Here is a 16,988-nt window from a genome sequence, read left to right on the forward strand (position 1 = left end):
AATTGAAAATGTTAATCTGTCCAGAAAGTTGGTTTTATATTCGATGCAAAAGTGGTACAATCTCCACAAGGAGCATTAACCCAATAGCTAAATGAACCTGCACCATCAATTCCTGTGAAATAAGTTACATAGCCTAATGCTAAATCTTCTACAGGCGATTTTACATGTGTGCATGGCTCAGGAACTTGTCCTGCTTCAGGATCACCGTAACAATATTCTTGACAATCTGTAACATATGGCGGTGCGCCTTTGCCTGGAAATAAATCAGCATAATTAAAATAAATTCTTTCTGTTGATACTGATGTAACATCAAAATATCCCACTATTTTGTTGTTCAGATTGTTAGTAGATTGTATGTTTCCTAATAAAAGTCCCGGTTGCGTTGGAGATAAAATACTTTCAGGACCTGATAATTTTTTTAAGGTTGTATAGTAATTAAAGGCTGCTAAACTTTCAATATATTGTCTTACCAGAATACTATATCTGGTTGTCATTATATAATCCTGATCACTAATGAATCGTGCCAGAAAATCAACACGATCTTCACTTAAATCATTTGTATTAACTAAAAGAATGTCTGTGCTTTTTTTACTTCCATAACAAACTTTTGTATCTGGTGAATTTGTAAGGAAAATAAGTGAGCCGGTGGGACTTAGTTCTGCTTTTATTGGTCTCCATTTTGGAGTGACAATCTTATAGGTTTCCTCGTATTCATATCGATAATAGGTTGATGCGTGTGCAGCATCGAAACTTTTTATTCTAATACTTACTCCATTCACATTATCTTTAGCTTCAACTGCAGCAGTTACTTCTTGCATCGGATTAATGGTAGTTAAAGTTTCAGGAGACGATTCAAACGATCTTCCATCTTTGGTATTAATATGTAATTGATATTTTCTTTCTGGTACAGCTTGAAATTCTACTGTAGAAATATATTTTTCAGCGTCTTCTTTAAAGTTATACTGATTACCGGAATCATCGGTTATAAAAACTTCTGCGCCACTTTCAGGAAGATAACTTTCATCCTCAAACTTGGCAGTTTTAGTGAGTTTTATTTCCTGGGTTTTTAATTCATTAGTTATAGTAGCTTCAACTACTAAAGCCTCTTCGTAGCTATTAGTTAGCAGCGGATATGCTTCTGTACAGCTATTACAGAGAATAACTAATAGAATGAAAACCAGAATATTATTTAGTTTATAATTTTTCATTTAAATTAAAATTTAAAATTATAAGTAATACTTGGTACAGGTATTGAGAAAATTGATGTTTTATAGCCTTTTACTTTTCCACTTTGGTCAGTGACAAAATAAATTGAGTACGGATTATTTCTTCCTAAAACATTATAAACTGATATGTTCCAGAAGCTATGAGCCAGTTTTTTTATTTTATGGTTTCCTTCAATGTTAATTCCGATATCCAGACGAATATAGTCAGGAATTCTATAAGCATTTCTGTCGCTATACAAGGTATATTGGGCATTTCCATATTGATAAGTTCCAATAGGATAAGTAATAGGTCTTCCCGTTTGATATAAAAAGTTAGTTGACAAACTATAACGTCTTGTAAATTTATAATTTAAAATCGCACTTAAATCATGAGGCTTATCAAAATTTGCAGGGAAATAATTTCCGTTATTTACTTTTTCTGAACTAAACTGGCTGTCAAGTTTAATAAGTGTGCGTGAGTATGTATAGCCAATCCACCCGTTTAATCTTCCGGTTGTTTTCTTCAATAAAAGTTCAACTCCATAAGCTTTTCCTTCTCCTTGCAATAATTCTGTTTCTACATTTTCATTTAAAACAAGCTGTGCTCCAACTTTGTAATCAAGAATGTTTTTAGATCTTTTGTAATATCCTTCAAGACTAATTTCATATTCTTCATCTTTTAGATTTTTAAACAAACCTAAAGAAACTTGTTGTGCGGTTTGTGGCGCAACATTCGAATCTGATAATTTCCAGGTATCTGTAGGTGATTGTGTTACATTGCTTGATAAAAGATGAATGTACTGTCTGGTCATGTCATAGCCGGCTTTTATCGAGAAATCTTCGGTAATAAAATAACGTGCCGCCAAACGAGGTTCTAAGCCTCCATATGTTTTTATAACTTCATTTTTTTTATAATGTGTAGTTCCCGTTACAGTTTCGTTGCTTAAAGGCAAACCTTCCTGATAAGAATTTATATTAGCTTCTCCCAGAGCTGCATAATAAGAATATCGCAAACCTAAATCAAGCAATAATTTATCGCTTAATTTGTAGCTGTCGGCTAAATAAATGGCAGATTCTAGTGCCCTTTCTTTTTCAATATCGGTAGAAATTAAAAGAGATTCAGGATTTTTAGGATGTTGGTATCCTGGAGCAATATTGTATAATTTACTTGCAATACCGTACGATAAATTATGTTTTGGAGTTAATTGATAATTGAATTTCAACTGTACTTGCGACTCGCTTACTTTATATCCAAAATCAAATGAATCAACATTATCTGAATCATAATCAATATTAAACTTATATTCACTATTTGTAAAAATTAAAGCTGCTTTGCTTTTTTTGTTGAAAGTATGATCCCATTTTAATGAAGCAAGTCTGTTGCTGTATTTATAAATAGAATCTGTATCCAAACTAAAACGGTCATGGCTATAATAAGCCGTAGCTTCAAGATTGTTATTGCTGTTAATAGCGTTATTGTATTTAAGGATTCCGTCATAAAAACCAGCCTGACTATTTTTAAGATTTTCATCATCTAAAGATTTTAAAATCCAATCTGAATAGGTTGCACGACCTCCAAAAATAATACTTGATTTGTTTTTTTCTATTGGCAAACTAAGTGTAAGGTTTGATGTAATTGGACCAATTGCACCTTCACCTGAAAACTTTTCAGGATTTCCGTTTTTGGTTGTAATATCAAATACAGATGATAATCTTCCGCCAAAATCAGCAGGAATACTTCCTTTATAGATGTCGGCTTTTTTGGCAGTATAAGGGTTTATGGCAGAGAAAAAACCTAAAAAGTGTTGTGGATTATAAAGTACAGCATTGTCTAAAAGAATTAAGTTTTGATCGTCTTTTCCTCCCCTAACGTTGAATCCCGCCGATCCTTCTCCCGTTGTTTTAATACCAGGAAAAGTAGTTGCAACTTTTAAAATGTCTCTTTCACCAAGAATCAAAGGAACATTTTTTATTCCTTCAATATCAATAGAAACCAAGCCCGAAACAGCAGTTTCAGTTTGTTTTCTTCCTTTTTTATTAATTACAACTTCGTCTAACTGATTTGATTTGTCATTAACATTAATATCAAAAGTACCATCATCATAAACCATTAAAGTTTTGGATACATCCTTGTGGCTTAATGATTTTATTTCAATAACATTGATTCCTCTCGGAAGTTGCAAAGTATAATTTCCATCAGGATCACTAGAAGTACTGATGTTTTTATTTTTTACCTTAATGTATATGTTGGCTTCGGGTTTACCGGTTTCGGCATTTTTTATAGAACCAGAAACAGTATAGTTTTTCTTGGTTATATCCTTGTTTTCCTTTCCAATAAAAACAATAGATGCTTTTTTTGTAACGCTGTAACTGTTTAATGAGTCATATTGCTGATAAAAAACAGGATTGTCACTATTATTATCGTTGCTCGGAGTTTCAATCGGAGCGTCAGAAAAATAATTAGCAGGCAAATCATCGTGAATTGTGCTATTTAGTGTTAGAATGATTTTGTTTTTTAGAATGATAAAATTTAAATCGGTTTTATTTAAAATTTTATCCAGTATCTCATCAATTTTAACGTCGGTATAAGTTCCGTTTATCAACTCTTTATTAGCGCCAACCCATGTATGATCAAAATAAATCTTGTAAGATGTTTTTGTTTCAATTGCTTTTAATGCACTTTCAAGAGTTTCATCTTTAAAAGTAATAGATATTTTCTCATTCGTATTTTGAGCAACAGATAATTGAAATGAGAATAAAATAATTAAGGCGAGTAGAAATTTTTTCATTTGTCTTATTTGGTTTGAATGGAAAGAGAATTACTAATATATTTCATCAAATTTCTCATAAATTGATTTTCGTCAGATTTTCTAAGTTCTCTATTCATTAAATAAAACCCATTGATTTGTTTTTTTTGATCTGGAAACAGTTTGATGATATCGTTTTTGCTTTTTATAGAATAAATTTTACCTTTTAAATCAAGAAAGTATGATGTGTTTTCTTTAAAAGTATAAAGTAAGACACCTTCATTTATCGATTTTATTTGGTTTTTATGATGCTTAATGTAAAATACAAAATCAGGCGAAATCTTATTTTCTTCATAGTAACCTGCTGTAAATTCAGGAACCGCCAGATCTTTTTTATCGATATTCACAAAGTTTTTATCTTTAATAGAAAAAGATCCAACTTTGGTAGTGATAACATTTATACCAATACTTTCTGATTCTCCAAAAGGATTTAAAACCAAAATATCTCTATAAATATCATATTTTAGTTTTACGTTGTAATATAATTGTCCTTCATAATTAAGGGTTCCTAATTCGTATTGGTCAATATAATACAAATGACTATCTCCGGTTGTTCTGTAAGGATTGGTGTGCGGGATGCCGTTAATGATGTCCAGATTCTCTTTCCCTATTGTTTTGTCAAACCAATTGTAAATAGCAACATCATTGCTAGTTTGACTGTGAATAATGGAAATGTTTAAGAATAATCCAAATAAAATAAGGAATGCAGATTTTTTTTGATAATTTTTCAAAGGATTGTGTGGTTTTAATGTTTGGTTTTGGCGATTCCAAAAGTATCAAAAAAATGTTACAAATTTCACGGATAAGTGTTAAAATGTCATTTAATGTTTGTTTTTTTATAAGGAAAATCCCAATTCAAATAAATGAATTAGGATTTTATGTGAATAAATTACGTATTTAATATCTGCTTTTAAAATAATAGATCTACCTGCGAATTTATCTTCTCCAGATAATACTCTATCTTTCTAATGGCTCGATTAAAAAATAAATTTTGCTCTTTTATTCCAGATTGCCCTAAGGGTTTTGAATTTGTGATTTGTTGTTTGAAAAACTGATGTACATTTTTGCAGCCATCTTCATTATCAGTTATAAAATAACCTAGTAGCGTATAAGGTACAAACATCGTTAACTTTTGATCGGTTTCTATGAGCATGTTATTATTTAGTAAAATCAACTCATTATAATAAATTGCAAAATTGGTATTGGGTTCATTGCATTTTTCCTGTATTAAATTAATGATTCTCTTTAAATCTTTACACAGGGCATTTGCATTTTTTAGACTAAGTAATCCTGCTTCATAAAAATACAGAATTTGTTGTAGACTGCTGTTGATGGTAGTATCATTCCATATTTCATTTACACGGACATTTTCGTATACAGTTTTTAGTTTTTGCATGTATTCTGTAAAGGATTCTTCAATGACAAAATTTTCAAAGGAAACTTTTTTTGGATTTGTATTTAAAAGATTAAGCCAGACAAAAGCTTTAAATTTTGATAATATGGTTCCGTCCATGAAATAAAATAGAGGAATGTCTTTTGCAGAATAAAATAATACGGTATTAGAATCTTTCGTTAATATTTCAATTTGCTCTGCCGATCTTTTGAAATACTGAAGCATATCTTTTAATGTTTCTATTTCAATTGTTTTCTCAACAATAATATTTTCCTTTTTCGCATATAAATTATCCATTGAAATATTAAAATGATTGGCTAGTTTAATAGTTTCATCCAATGAAAATTTACTTTTTCCGGATATTCTTCGGTGCGATGCATCGTAACTGATTTCTAAAACGGTAGCAATCTCATCTATTAGAGAAGTAGATTTTGGAATTTTGTTTCGAATTGATTTTAAAAAGGATTCCTGATGTTTCATAATTTGCGATAATCACAAATATACAAATTGTTATTATTATTTTGCACAAATCAAAATGCGATAATTGCAATAGGTTTGTTGGGAATTATTAAAATTATAGAAATGAAAAAAGTTCCTTTATTGCTTATTCTTATTAGATTATTGTTAGGTTTCATAATGATTCTAATTGCGAGCACTAATTTTGTGCATGTTAGAATGATTTTAGTGTCATTAATGATCTTCGGATTATTAACGGATGTTTTTGATGGTATTATTGCCAGAAGAGTAGGTGTGTCATCAGAAAAATTACGTCGAATGGATAGTCAGGTCGATTTAATTTTTTGGATTTGTGTAGGTTGGTGCACGTGGTTATTAAATCCAGAAATTATTATTGAACATAAATATGCGATTATTTCAATTTTTGTAATGGAAGGTCTGACATATGTTTTTAGTATTCTAAAATTTAGAAAAGAAACTTGTACTCATGCTATTTTATCTAAATTATGGGGGGTAACATTGTTACTCGCATTTGTCTCCATGATAGGTTTTGGTTATGCCGGAATTCCTTTTTTTCTTGCAGTATTTTTTGGAATAGTGGGGCATATTGATGTTTATCTGATAATTTATTTTTTACCTAAATGGACACATGATGTTCCAAGCTCTTATCATGCTTATTTAATTAGAGAAGGAAAATCAATAAAAAGACACAAATTGTTTAATGGATAGTTTTTGAAAAGTTGATTTGTTATGAATTGAAAAAAGATAAAAACGAAAAACCCCAAGTCAAATAAATGAATTGGGGTTTTCTATGAATAAACCTTTAGTAAACTAAGATCTGATTACTCTTTTTTCTCCTCACGTGGAGGTCTTTGTAAAAGTGCTTTTCTTGACACTTTTTCTTTTTTAGTTTTAGGGTCAACACCTAAGTATTTCACTTCAAAAACATCTCCCATGTTTACAACATCAGTAACGTTTTCAGTACGTTCCCAAGCTAATTCAGAAACGTGTAATAAAACTTCATTTCCTGGTGCAGATGTATATTCTACAACAGCTCCAAAATCTAACATTTTAATTACTTTAACTTCGTAAGCTTCTCCCATTTGTGGTTTAAAAGTGATTGACTTAATTTTAGCCAATACTGCTTCAATTCCGGCAGGATCTGTACCTAAGATTTCGATAACACCTTGCTCATCAACTTCGTTGATCACAATAGTTGTTCCTGTAGCTTTTTGTAATTCCTGAATTACTTTTCCACCAGGTCCAATTAAGGCTCCAATAAAGTTTCCAGGGATAGTTCTGGTAATGATTTTTGGTGCATGAGCTTTTACATCAGCTCTTGGTGCAGCGATAGTTTCAGTAAGTTTACCTAAAATGTGTAAACGACCATCACGTGCTTGCCCTAAAGCCTGCTCCATAATATCATAACGTAATCCGTCAATTTTGATATCCATTTGACAAGCTGTAATACCGTCAGCAGTTCCGGTTACTTTAAAGTCCATATCTCCTAAGTGATCTTCATCGCCTAAAATATCAGACAATACAGCAAATTTCTCACCATCAGTAATTAATCCCATAGCAATTCCAGAAACTGGTTTTACCATTTGAACTCCAGCATCCATTAATGCCATTGTACCAGCGCAAACTGTTGCCATAGAAGAAGAACCATTAGATTCTAAAACTTCAGAAACAATACGAATTGTGTAAGGACAATCAACAGGAATCATATTTTTTAAAGCTCTTTGAGCTAAGTTACCATGACCAACTTCTCTTCTTGAAGTTCCTCTTAATGGCTTTGCTTCACCAGTTGAGAAAGGAGGGAAGTTATAGTGTAAGTAGAATTTTTCTTCTCCTTGTTCAGATGGAGAGTCAATTTGGTTAGCTTCTCTGGAAGTTCCTAAAGTTACAGTAGCCAAAGCCTGAGTTTCTCCACGTGTAAATAAAGAAGAACCGTGAACTCTTGGTAAATAATCAATTTCACACCAGATTGGTCTGATATCAGTAGTTTTTCTACCATCTAAACGAACACCTAATTCTAATACTACATTACGAACAGCTTCTTTGTTTGTTTTGTAGAAATATTTAGAAACTAAATCTCCATCAGCAGCTAATTCTTCTTCAGTAAATAAAGCTTTTACTTCTTCTTTTACTTCAGCAAATGCAGCGCTTCTTTCATGTTTAGCTGAACCAACTTTTGCAATAGCGTATATTTTATCGTATGCAGCAGCTTTTACTTTTTTGTAAATTTCTTCGTTTTCTTTCTCACCTTCGTAAGTACGAATTTCTTTTTTACCAAAAGCAGCCTGCAAACGCAATTGTGCCTGAATTTGAACTTTAATAGCTTCGTGAGCAAATTTAATTGCTTCAACCATTTCAGCTTCTGAAATTTCTTTCATCTCTCCTTCAACCATTGCTACAGAATCCAAAGAAGCTCCAATCATCATGTCGATGTCTGATTTTTCTAATTCTGTTCTGCTTGGGTTGATTACAAATTTTCCGTCGATACGTGCAACACGAACTTCAGAAATTAAGTTATAAAATGGAATATCTGAAACTGCTAATGCTGCAGATGCAGCTAAACCAGCTAAAGCGTCTGGCATAACTTCTTCGTCATGAGACATTAACTGAATCATAACTTGTGTTTCAGCATGGTAATCATCTGGGAAAAGCGGACGTAAAACACGGTCAACTAATCTCATTGTTAATACTTCGCTATCGCTAGGGCGAGCTTCTCTTTTAAAGAAACCTCCTGGAAAACGACCTGCTGCTGCAAATTTTTCGCGGTAATCTACCGTTAATGGTAAAAAATCAACCGCTGGGTTAGCGCTACGTGCAGATACTGCTGTTGCAAGTATCATCGTGTCGCCCATTCTTACTACTACCGAACCATCAGCTTGTTTTGCTAAACGCCCCGTCTCGATTGTGATGCTTCTGCCATCACCTAAATCGATCTTTTCTACAAATAATTGTGGAATCATAATTTTTCCTTATTGGTTATACAATGGGTTTTAGTTGTGTTGTAGTTGTTGTGTGTAGTTGTTGTTTCTAAAACCCAATGAAAAACCAAACTTTTTTTCTTATAAAATGCTTGTAATCTAAAAACAAAAAGAGGCACTTTCGCACCTCTTTTCTATATTGATTATTTTCTGATATTCAATACTTTGATAATCTCACGATATCTGTTGATCTCTTTCTTTTTCAAGTAATCCAACAAAGATCTTCTTTTACCTACTAATAGTACAAGAGAACGCTCTGTGTTGTAATCGTGACGATTTTTTTTCAAGTGCTCAGTTAAGTGTGAAATTCTGTAAGTGAACAATGCAATCTGACCTTCTGCGCTTCCAGTGTTTGTTGCACCACCGTGTTGTGCGAAAATCTCTTCTTTCTTTTCTTTAGTTAAATACATTCCAATATTATTTAATGATTTTTATGTATGTCATACATCTTTTGTAAGACGGGTGCAAAAATAAGGTAAAAAAACAAAAGAATCAAACAAAAATAAGAGAATCTTAAAATAGAATACCAAATTTTGTTTTTTGAGCAATATTCGATCTTTTTTAGATTGTTAATTGGTACTGTAATAGGTATTACATATAATGATCTAACTATTACGATTATAATTATTTTCTGCCTGCTTGTTTCTTATCTAAAGAAGAATACGAAGATTTCACATTGTTTTCATCGATACTAACGCCCGAAATTAAAACGCCCCGATCATAATTATCAATAAAGGTAATCTTGCGCAAAATGTCACTCCCTTGCCACGTACCTTGTTTTAGTCCGTTTTTAATAGTTCCTTTTTGTGTTGTATATTTATCTGTTTCTTCATATTCTCCGTTTCCATCAATTACAGTTTGATTCTTATTTTCATCCCAGTAATTAAGAATTAAAGTTTGGGATTTTTTTGTTTTTGAATCCCAGAGATTCTGTTTCTCCCATTTTTTGCTTTGGTTTTCGTACCAATTAATTTCTTTGCCTGATTTATGATCTTCTAAATAATTTACGACAGATTCTTTTGCCCCATTTTTATAATAACAGATAAACTCTCCATCTTTTTTTAAAATATCCCTGTCTAAAGTAGTACCTGTCATTTTCTTTCTTCCGTTTTTGTAGAAGTCGGTAACAACGTATCTTGCACTTTTTTGAGAATAATTCGTAATTATTCGTGTGTAACTGTAGTTTTCGGGCGTTGTTTCACGATTTAATGAGTCAAGAAAAATTTTCTTAGACATTACATTAATTTGTGAAAACAGATTAGCTGAAATTATCAGAAGCAAAAGGAGTAATATGTTTCTCTTCATTCAGTTCTATTTTTTATTAAAAATAGCCCTTTTAGAATAGTTTAGCAACTTCTTGATTTACAAATTCTAAAAATCGTTCATCAGCCTCTGTAAAAGGATCTATAACATGGCTGTCAATATCAATCTGACCAATATTTACACCGTTTACAAATAAAGGAACAACGATTTCAGACTTTACTGTAAAGCTGCATGCAATATAATTATCCTGAGCAGCAACATCAGGTACTACAAAATTGGCATTACTTTCTGCAACCTGTCCGCAAATTCCTTTTCCAAACGGAATCACAGTATGATCTGTTTCTGCACCAACATAAGGGCCTAAATGAAGGGTTTTGTTTTCGTGATTGGCAAAATAAAAACCAACCCAGTTATAATATTCTACATTTGCATTTAATAATTGACAAATTGCCAAAAGTTTTTCGTCTCTAACAATGTTGTTTTCAGCTACTATAGTGCTTATTTTCGGTTGTAATTCCTGAAATGTCATGGTATAAAAATTTTATACAAAAGTATTTAAAGCCGAAGTTAAAAAATATATAAATTTGAAAAAAAAATCCTTTGAGAAAATATTTATTACAATTCAAGCCATTTCTAATTTTTATTAGCACTTTTTTTGGTGTTTATATATTGCTTACGGTAGTTTATAAATTCTATTTGAATAGTTTTGAAATCAATGATGTTGACGGAATAACAAATGTTGTTGGTCATAATGTTAACCAGTTAATGGATTTGTTTAATTGTGATATTAAAATTTTCAAAAGTATCACGAATCCTTATATAGAGGTTTGGTACAACAAAAGATATACATTGAGAATCATAGAAGGCTGTAATGCCATAAGTGTTATTATATTATTTATATCTTTTATAGTTGCATTTTCAGGAAAATTTAAAACCACTTTGTTTTTTATTCTTTTTGGAATCCTTATCATATATCTGTTAAATGTAATTCGAATTGCATTACTAACGGTGTTATTATTTCATTTCCCCGAAAAAGAACATATTCTGCATGGAGTTCTTTTTCCATTAGTTATTTACGGAGTAGTTTTTATTTTGTGGATCATTTGGGTGAATAAATTTTCAAAATATGCTAAATAACATATTCGAACATAAGTGGAAAATTATAATAGCAATTGTAATTGTAAACTGTTTCGGAATTATCAGAGCTTTTGAAAATCAGCTTTTTTATGATCCTTTTTTAGTTTATTTTGAATCTGATTTTAAAAGTTTGCCTTTTCCCGAAGTTGACCTTTTGAGGCTTTTTGGAGGACTTTTATTTCGGTATTTTTTGAATACAGTATTGTCTTTAGTGTTAATTTATTCTTTGTTTGAAGATGTTGAGATAATTAAATTCAGTTCCGTTTTATACGTCTTCTTTTTATTGCTGCTTTTCGGTATGTTTTTCACAATTCTGAAATTTTATCCGGAAGGAAGTTGGATTCTTTTCTATATAAGACGATTTATTATTCAGCCAATATTTGTGCTGTTATTTATTCCGGCTTTTTATTATCAGCAGCAAAATCTCAAAAAATAACATTTTTTTTGCGCTTTTTCGAAGCTTTTTAAATAGTTTTGCAATATGAATTTAAAAAAGTGCACAGGACTATTTTTAGCTTTCCTATTGTTGGTTTCCAACATTGGGTTTGCTTTTGATGTGCATTATTGCGGAGGAAAAATTGCTTCTGTTTCATTAAATACCACAGCTTCTGTTTCCTCTGAAAAAAAATGTTGTGGAGCATCCGAAAAAAAATCTTCTTGTTGTAAAGACAAAGTAGTTCATTTTGAAAAAAAATCAGATGATGCCACTATCAAAATATTCTTTTTTCAGATTGCTTTTTCTGCAATAATTCAGGAGTTTAAACCAATTGCTTTTTTATCAATTCCTATTTTCAAAAGCAATCAAATCATTTCGTATTATTCTGATGCGAATGCGCCTCCTTTATATCAATTATATCAACAATATATTTTTTACGCCTGATTTTAATGTTTAGAATCAAGCCTGACTTTGGCTTGTAATCCACTGTTTTTATTTCTCTGAGAATTCAAAAACAGCATTTTCTAAATAATTAAAATCATTTTTTTATGCAAAAAAATATCATGCTTTTTGTGATGACTTTGCTTTCTGTTTCTGTGTTTTCGCAAGAAGATTTGGAGGAAGTGAAAATTACAAAAAAGCAAAAAGGAATAAAAAAATCCTATACGCTCACGGCAAATACAACCACAATAACCAGTAAAGAATTACTGAAAGCGGCATGTTGTAATCTGGCCGAAAGTTTCGAAACAAATCCATCAATTGATGTTAATTTTTCTGATGCCTTAACAGGAACCAAACAAATTAAAATGTTGGGTTTAACAAGTCCGTATTTAATGATTACCGAAGAAAATATCCCTTCAGTTCGTGGCGCTTCTCAGGTTTACGGATTATCATTTACACCCGGAACCTGGATAGAAAGTGTTCAGATTACAAAAGGAGCAGGAAGTGTTATTAACGGTTACGAAAGTATTTCGGGACAAATAAACACAGAGCTTTTAAAACCTTTAAGCGATATTCCGTTTTTTCTGAACGCCTACGGTTCTACAGATTCTCGTTTTGAGCTAAATACGCATTTCAATAAAAAATTATCTGATAAATGGGCAACAAGTTTGTTTGTACACGGAAATACGCGAGTAGCGAAGAATGATATGAACGATGACGGATTTTTAGATAATCCGTTAGGGAAACAAATCAATGTTTTAAACAGATATCAGTATTATGATCCCGAAAGCGGATTGGTGAGTTTTATCAATTTCAGATATATGAATGATAAAAAACAAACCGGAGAAGTCGATTTTGATAAAGACAGAGATCGCGGGACAACGAATTTCTGGGGATCAGAAATTAATACCGAACGTTTTGAGGTTTCTACTAAAATTGGTTATGTTTTTAAAGATATGCCTTATCAAAGTATCGGTTTTCAAAATGCTTTTAACAGTCATAATCAAGATTCGTATTTTGGTTTAAATCAATATGATATTAGGCAAAATAGTTATTATTCGAATTTAATTTTCAATTCGATTATCAATAATACCAAACATAAATTCACGACAGGTTTAAATTTCACTTACGATCAATATCAGGAATTTGTGAATGTAAATGATTATAGCAGAATTGATAATTCAGTTGGAGCATTTTTTGAATATACATATGACAACACCGATAATTTTAGTTTGATTTTAGGAGGAAGGGTTGATAATCATAACCGCCTTGGTTTTTTCGTTACGCCACGTTTACACATGCGATACAATCCTTGGAAAAATGGAGTAATTCGTTTTTCTGCCGGAAGAGGAAAACGTTCTGCCAATATTTTTGCCGAAAATCAACAGCTTTTTGCGAGTTCAAGAACTTTTTCAATTTTAGATAATAACGGAAAAACGTATGGACTAAATCCTGAAATTGCATGGAATTATGGTGTCAGTTTCTCTCAAAAATTTAAAGTTTTTAATAAAAATGCCGATGCGGGTTTTGATTTTTACAGAACCGATTTTCAAAATCAGGCCGTTGTCGATTTAATGCAAAGTCCGCAGGAAGTTTTGTTTTATAATTTAAAAGGAAATTCATTTGCGAATAGTCTGCAGGTTGAGTTTAATTATGAGTTAGCACATAATCTGAATTTGCGAACAGCTTATAAATATTATGACATTCAGACCGATTATTTGCGAGGAACTTTTCAGCGTCCGTTGCAGGCCAAACATCGTTTTCTAGGAAATCTGGAATACGAAACCAATCTTAACGATGATAAACAATGGAAATTCGATTATACTTTTAACTGGTCAGGCAAACAACAATTGCCATACACGGCTACAAACCCTGCTGCAGATCAATTTCCTGATTTTTCTCCTTCTTATGCTGTGATGAATGTTCAGGTAACAAGAGTTTTTTCTCCTGTTTTTGAAATTTATATTGGTGGAGAAAATATTGGAAACTATAAACAAGAAAAGGCTATTTTAGGAGCAGATAATCCTTTTGGTCCAAATTTTGACGCTTCGATTGCATATGCGCCTATTTACGGACAAATGTATTATGCAGGATTACGATTTAAAATAAAATAATTCAATAACAATGTCAATGAATATCGATATCAATTTTAAAAATCAATTCAATAACAACAAATAATAATATGAAAAATTTAATTTTAATTGCGATGATCACTTTTTTAGGATTTTCGGCTCAGGCCCAAACTAAAAAAAACAAGAACTTAAAATATACAACAGAAGTAAACGGAAATTGTGAGCAATGTAAAAAGCGAATCGAAAAAGCTGCTTATAGTGTTCCAGGTGTAAAAACAGCCAACTGGGATATTAATACACATCAATTAAGTGTAATATTAAATGAAGAGAAATCTTCGCCTGCTGATTTAAATAAAGCCATTGCCAAAGTCGGTCATGATACAAAAGAAGTAAAAGCAACTCAGGAAGATTACGATAATTTGCACTCTTGTTGTAAGTACGAAAGAGGTTAATAATTTAAAGCCCAGGTTTGATAGCCTGGGCTTCTTTGAATAGTTAATTTATCTTTAAAATACCGTATTTTATTGTGGTTAAAGTAAATTATTGTTACTTTCACCAACTATAAATGTAACCAAACCATTTTATGAATAATTTTGATTGGACCCAATTAATTAACCCTGAATTCTATATTACTTTAAGCATTGGAGGTTTCCAAATTGGTTTGTATATTGTTTTGTTTATAGTTTTTGCCGAAACAGGACTTTTTGCTGGTTTTTTTCTTCCCGGAGATAGTTTGTTGTTTTTAGCAGGTATTTACAGTCGTGATTTAATTCAAAATGTAGTTTATATTCCAAGTGATTTTATAAATGTTTTTATACTTTCAATTTTGGTTGCTATAATGGGAGTTCTTGGAAATATGACCGGTTATTGGTTTGGTGCTAAAAGCGGATATTATTTATTTAAAAAAGAAGATTCTTTCTGGTTCAAAAAGAAATATTTATTACAGTCAAAAGATTTCTTTGAAAAGTATGGAGGAAAAGCTATTATCTACGCTAGGTTTTTACCTATTTTTAGAACTTTCGCTCCAATTATTGCAGGTATAGTTTCGATGGACAAAAAGAAATTTATGTTTTATAATGTTCTGAGTTCAGTTTTATGGTCCTTCTTATTGATTTTTTCCGGACATTACTTATATGGCGTGTTTTTAAAACAAGGAATAAATTTAAAAGAGCATATTGAATATATCATCATTATAATTGTAATAATTTCTACATTCCCGGTTCTTCTTAAATTATTAAAGAAAAGACCAATTGAAAAAATATAATTGAAATCATATATAGTGAAAAGTCCGAAGTTTTAACTTCGGACTTTTTTTATGAAGCAAAATGAATTAATTTGAAAGTCTGCGTAGTGGTAAAATCAGAATAAAAATTAATGTTCTCCACAATGTTTAGTTTTTACCCATTCTATAGCGATAGATAGTTTTTAAATTGAAAGCATAAAATATAGGCATAAAAAATCCAAGTCATAAACTTGGATTTTTTTATATCAATTAGAATTTGGAATTTATCCCGAGGCTTCGGGATTGAAATTTAATGTATGTTTACCATTCATTAACCTTGTTAGCATCCATTTTTAAGAAGATAAACAACAAAATAGTGAATCCCCAAAGTCCGGAACCTCCATACGAAAAGAACGGCAACGGAACCCCGATAGTAGGGAAGATGCCCACAACCATTGCTATATTTACAAAAAAGTGAATAAACAGAATTCCTGCAACGCAATAACCATAAACCCGGCTAAACTTCGTCTTCTGTCTTTCGGCTAAATAAATCACTCTTAAAAGCAATCCGGCAAAAAGAAGAATAACAACAAGTGATCCGGCAAAACCCCACTCTTCTCCAACGGTTGTAAAAATATAATCGGTATGTTGTTCTGGTACAAAACCTCCTTTGGTTTGAGTCCCTTCTAAAAAGCCTTTTCCTATCCAGCCACCAGATCCAATTGCAATTTCAGATTGATTGGTATTGTATCCAATACCTTTCATGTCAACTGTTTTTCCTAGTAAAATATTAAAACGGTCTCTATGATGCTGTTTAAAAACGTTGTCAAAAACATAATCGACAGATAAAACAAAACCTGAAATCAAAGCCAAAAGTATCGTGCTTAAAAGTAGATTTCGATCTACAGCCCGGCCTTTAAAATGTATAATTATTAATACTCCTAAAGAAATTAGTATAACAACATAAGGTTCTAAAACCAGCGTTAATACAAATAATAATATAGTTATAAAGCCTGTCCAGACATACCATGAAGGTAATCCTTCTCTAAACAAAACAACAATAAAAATACTATAGATTAAAGCACTTCCGGGATCGGGTTGTGGTAAAATTAAAAGCACGGGCAAAAACACAATGGCCAATGCCTGAATTTGTCTGTTTGTTTCCTTTAAGTTAATTTGACTGTCACTTAAATATTTGGCCAAAGCCAATGATGTTGCAGCTTTTGCAAACTCAGATGGCTGAATTGTAAAACTTCCAATGGCATACCAGCATCTTTGTCCGGCTATTGTTTTTCCAAAAAGAAACAATCCCGCTAAGGATAACAAGGAAACACCAAATATAATACTGGCGTATTTTTCGTAAAACTTACCGTCTACAAACAGAACAACAAGTATTAACGGAATAGTACAGGCAATAAATATTAATTGTTTTTCGTAAGTGCCATCTGTAGACAATAGGGAAGATGAATATATATTCAGCCAACCCAGAGTTACTAAGGCAATGTAGATAAAGACACTTATCCAATCAATATTATTTTTTACACTTTGATTTCTCATTTG

Annotated in this window: 16 protein-coding genes; 7 read left to right on the plus strand and 9 right to left on the minus strand. The window is 31.6% G+C overall.

Annotation, left to right across the window (positions count from 1 at the left end; translation table 11 throughout):
- Positions 1–11: 11 nt before the first annotated feature.
- The 4 genes from BUE22_RS09660 to BUE22_RS09680 form a co-directional block, all read right to left on the minus strand.
- On the minus strand, positions 12–1,208 hold the full coding sequence (locus BUE22_RS09660) for a DUF4249 domain-containing protein (RefSeq protein WP_073394856.1): 1,197 nt from the start codon (positions 1,206–1,208) through the stop codon (positions 12–14).
- Positions 1,209–1,213: 5 nt separating this feature from the next.
- Positions 1,214–3,994 carry a TonB-dependent receptor gene (locus tag BUE22_RS09665; protein WP_073394858.1) on the minus strand — a complete coding sequence of 927 codons (2,781 nt, stop codon included), beginning with the start codon at positions 3,992–3,994 and terminating at the stop codon, positions 1,214–1,216.
- Between the two features lie 5 nt (positions 3,995–3,999).
- Positions 4,000–4,743 (minus strand): hypothetical protein, encoded by a 744-nt coding sequence (locus BUE22_RS09670; RefSeq protein ID WP_073394860.1) that lies wholly within the window; start codon positions 4,741–4,743, stop codon positions 4,000–4,002.
- Between the two features lie 179 nt (positions 4,744–4,922).
- Entirely contained in the window at positions 4,923–5,885 is a 963-nt protein-coding gene (locus tag BUE22_RS09680; protein ID WP_073394862.1) for a helix-turn-helix domain-containing protein, read from the minus strand.
- Between the two features lie 102 nt (positions 5,886–5,987).
- Here BUE22_RS09680 and BUE22_RS09685 point away from each other — a divergent pair, with 102 nt between their 5' ends.
- Positions 5,988–6,590, plus strand: coding sequence for a CDP-alcohol phosphatidyltransferase family protein (locus BUE22_RS09685; protein ID WP_207761262.1), 603 nt, complete (start codon positions 5,988–5,990; stop codon positions 6,588–6,590).
- A gap of 113 nt (positions 6,591–6,703) precedes the next feature.
- On the opposite strand, the gene BUE22_RS09690 is transcribed toward BUE22_RS09685, so the two are convergent.
- The 4 genes from BUE22_RS09690 to BUE22_RS09705 form a co-directional block, all read right to left on the minus strand.
- On the minus strand, positions 6,704–8,839 hold the full coding sequence (locus tag BUE22_RS09690; RefSeq protein WP_073394864.1) for a polyribonucleotide nucleotidyltransferase: 2,136 nt from the start codon (positions 8,837–8,839) through the stop codon (positions 6,704–6,706).
- Between the two features lie 161 nt (positions 8,840–9,000).
- Entirely contained in the window at positions 9,001–9,267 is a 267-nt protein-coding gene (gene rpsO, locus BUE22_RS09695; RefSeq protein WP_042566099.1) for a 30S ribosomal protein S15, read from the minus strand.
- Positions 9,268–9,481: 214 nt separating this feature from the next.
- Complete coding sequence (locus BUE22_RS09700; protein WP_243396781.1) at positions 9,482–10,093, minus strand: hypothetical protein; 612 nt, start codon at positions 10,091–10,093, stop codon at positions 9,482–9,484.
- Between the two features lie 100 nt (positions 10,094–10,193).
- A complete protein-coding gene (locus BUE22_RS09705) occupies positions 10,194–10,649 on the minus strand; it encodes a GAF domain-containing protein (protein WP_073394867.1) in 456 nt (151 codons plus the stop codon).
- A gap of 71 nt (positions 10,650–10,720) precedes the next feature.
- Here BUE22_RS09705 and xrtF point away from each other — a divergent pair, with 71 nt between their 5' ends.
- The 6 genes from xrtF to BUE22_RS09735 all read left to right on the plus strand — a co-directional run bounded on the left by xrtF (position 10,721) and on the right by BUE22_RS09735 (position 15,470).
- Positions 10,721–11,257, plus strand: coding sequence for an exosortase family protein XrtF (gene xrtF / locus BUE22_RS09710; protein ID WP_073394868.1), 537 nt, complete (start codon positions 10,721–10,723; stop codon positions 11,255–11,257).
- Complete coding sequence (locus BUE22_RS09715; RefSeq protein ID WP_073394869.1) at positions 11,247–11,693, plus strand: exosortase F system-associated membrane protein; 447 nt, start codon at positions 11,247–11,249, stop codon at positions 11,691–11,693. The genes xrtF and BUE22_RS09715 overlap by 11 nt, the downstream gene beginning before the upstream one ends.
- 45 nt (positions 11,694–11,738) lie before the next feature.
- Positions 11,739–12,137 carry an HYC_CC_PP family protein gene (locus BUE22_RS09720; RefSeq protein ID WP_073394870.1) on the plus strand — a complete coding sequence of 133 codons (399 nt, stop codon included), beginning with the start codon at positions 11,739–11,741 and terminating at the stop codon, positions 12,135–12,137.
- A 104-nt stretch (positions 12,138–12,241) separates the two neighbouring features.
- Positions 12,242–14,248, plus strand: coding sequence for a TonB-dependent receptor plug domain-containing protein (locus BUE22_RS09725; protein ID WP_073394871.1), 2,007 nt, complete (start codon positions 12,242–12,244; stop codon positions 14,246–14,248).
- 68 nt (positions 14,249–14,316) lie between these two features.
- Entirely contained in the window at positions 14,317–14,658 is a 342-nt protein-coding gene (locus BUE22_RS09730) for a heavy-metal-associated domain-containing protein (protein WP_073394872.1), read from the plus strand.
- A 131-nt stretch (positions 14,659–14,789) separates the two neighbouring features.
- Positions 14,790–15,470 carry a DedA family protein gene (locus tag BUE22_RS09735; protein ID WP_042566107.1) on the plus strand — a complete coding sequence of 227 codons (681 nt, stop codon included), beginning with the start codon at positions 14,790–14,792 and terminating at the stop codon, positions 15,468–15,470.
- Between the two features lie 279 nt (positions 15,471–15,749).
- On the opposite strand, the gene rodA is transcribed toward BUE22_RS09735, so the two are convergent.
- Positions 15,750–16,985 (minus strand): rod shape-determining protein RodA, encoded by a 1,236-nt coding sequence (rodA, locus tag BUE22_RS09740; protein WP_042566108.1) that lies wholly within the window; start codon positions 16,983–16,985, stop codon positions 15,750–15,752.
- Positions 16,986–16,988 lie beyond the last annotated feature (3 nt).

The organism is Flavobacterium pectinovorum (genome assembly GCF_900142715.1).
GTDB lineage: Bacteria > Bacteroidota > Bacteroidia > Flavobacteriales > Flavobacteriaceae > Flavobacterium > Flavobacterium pectinovorum.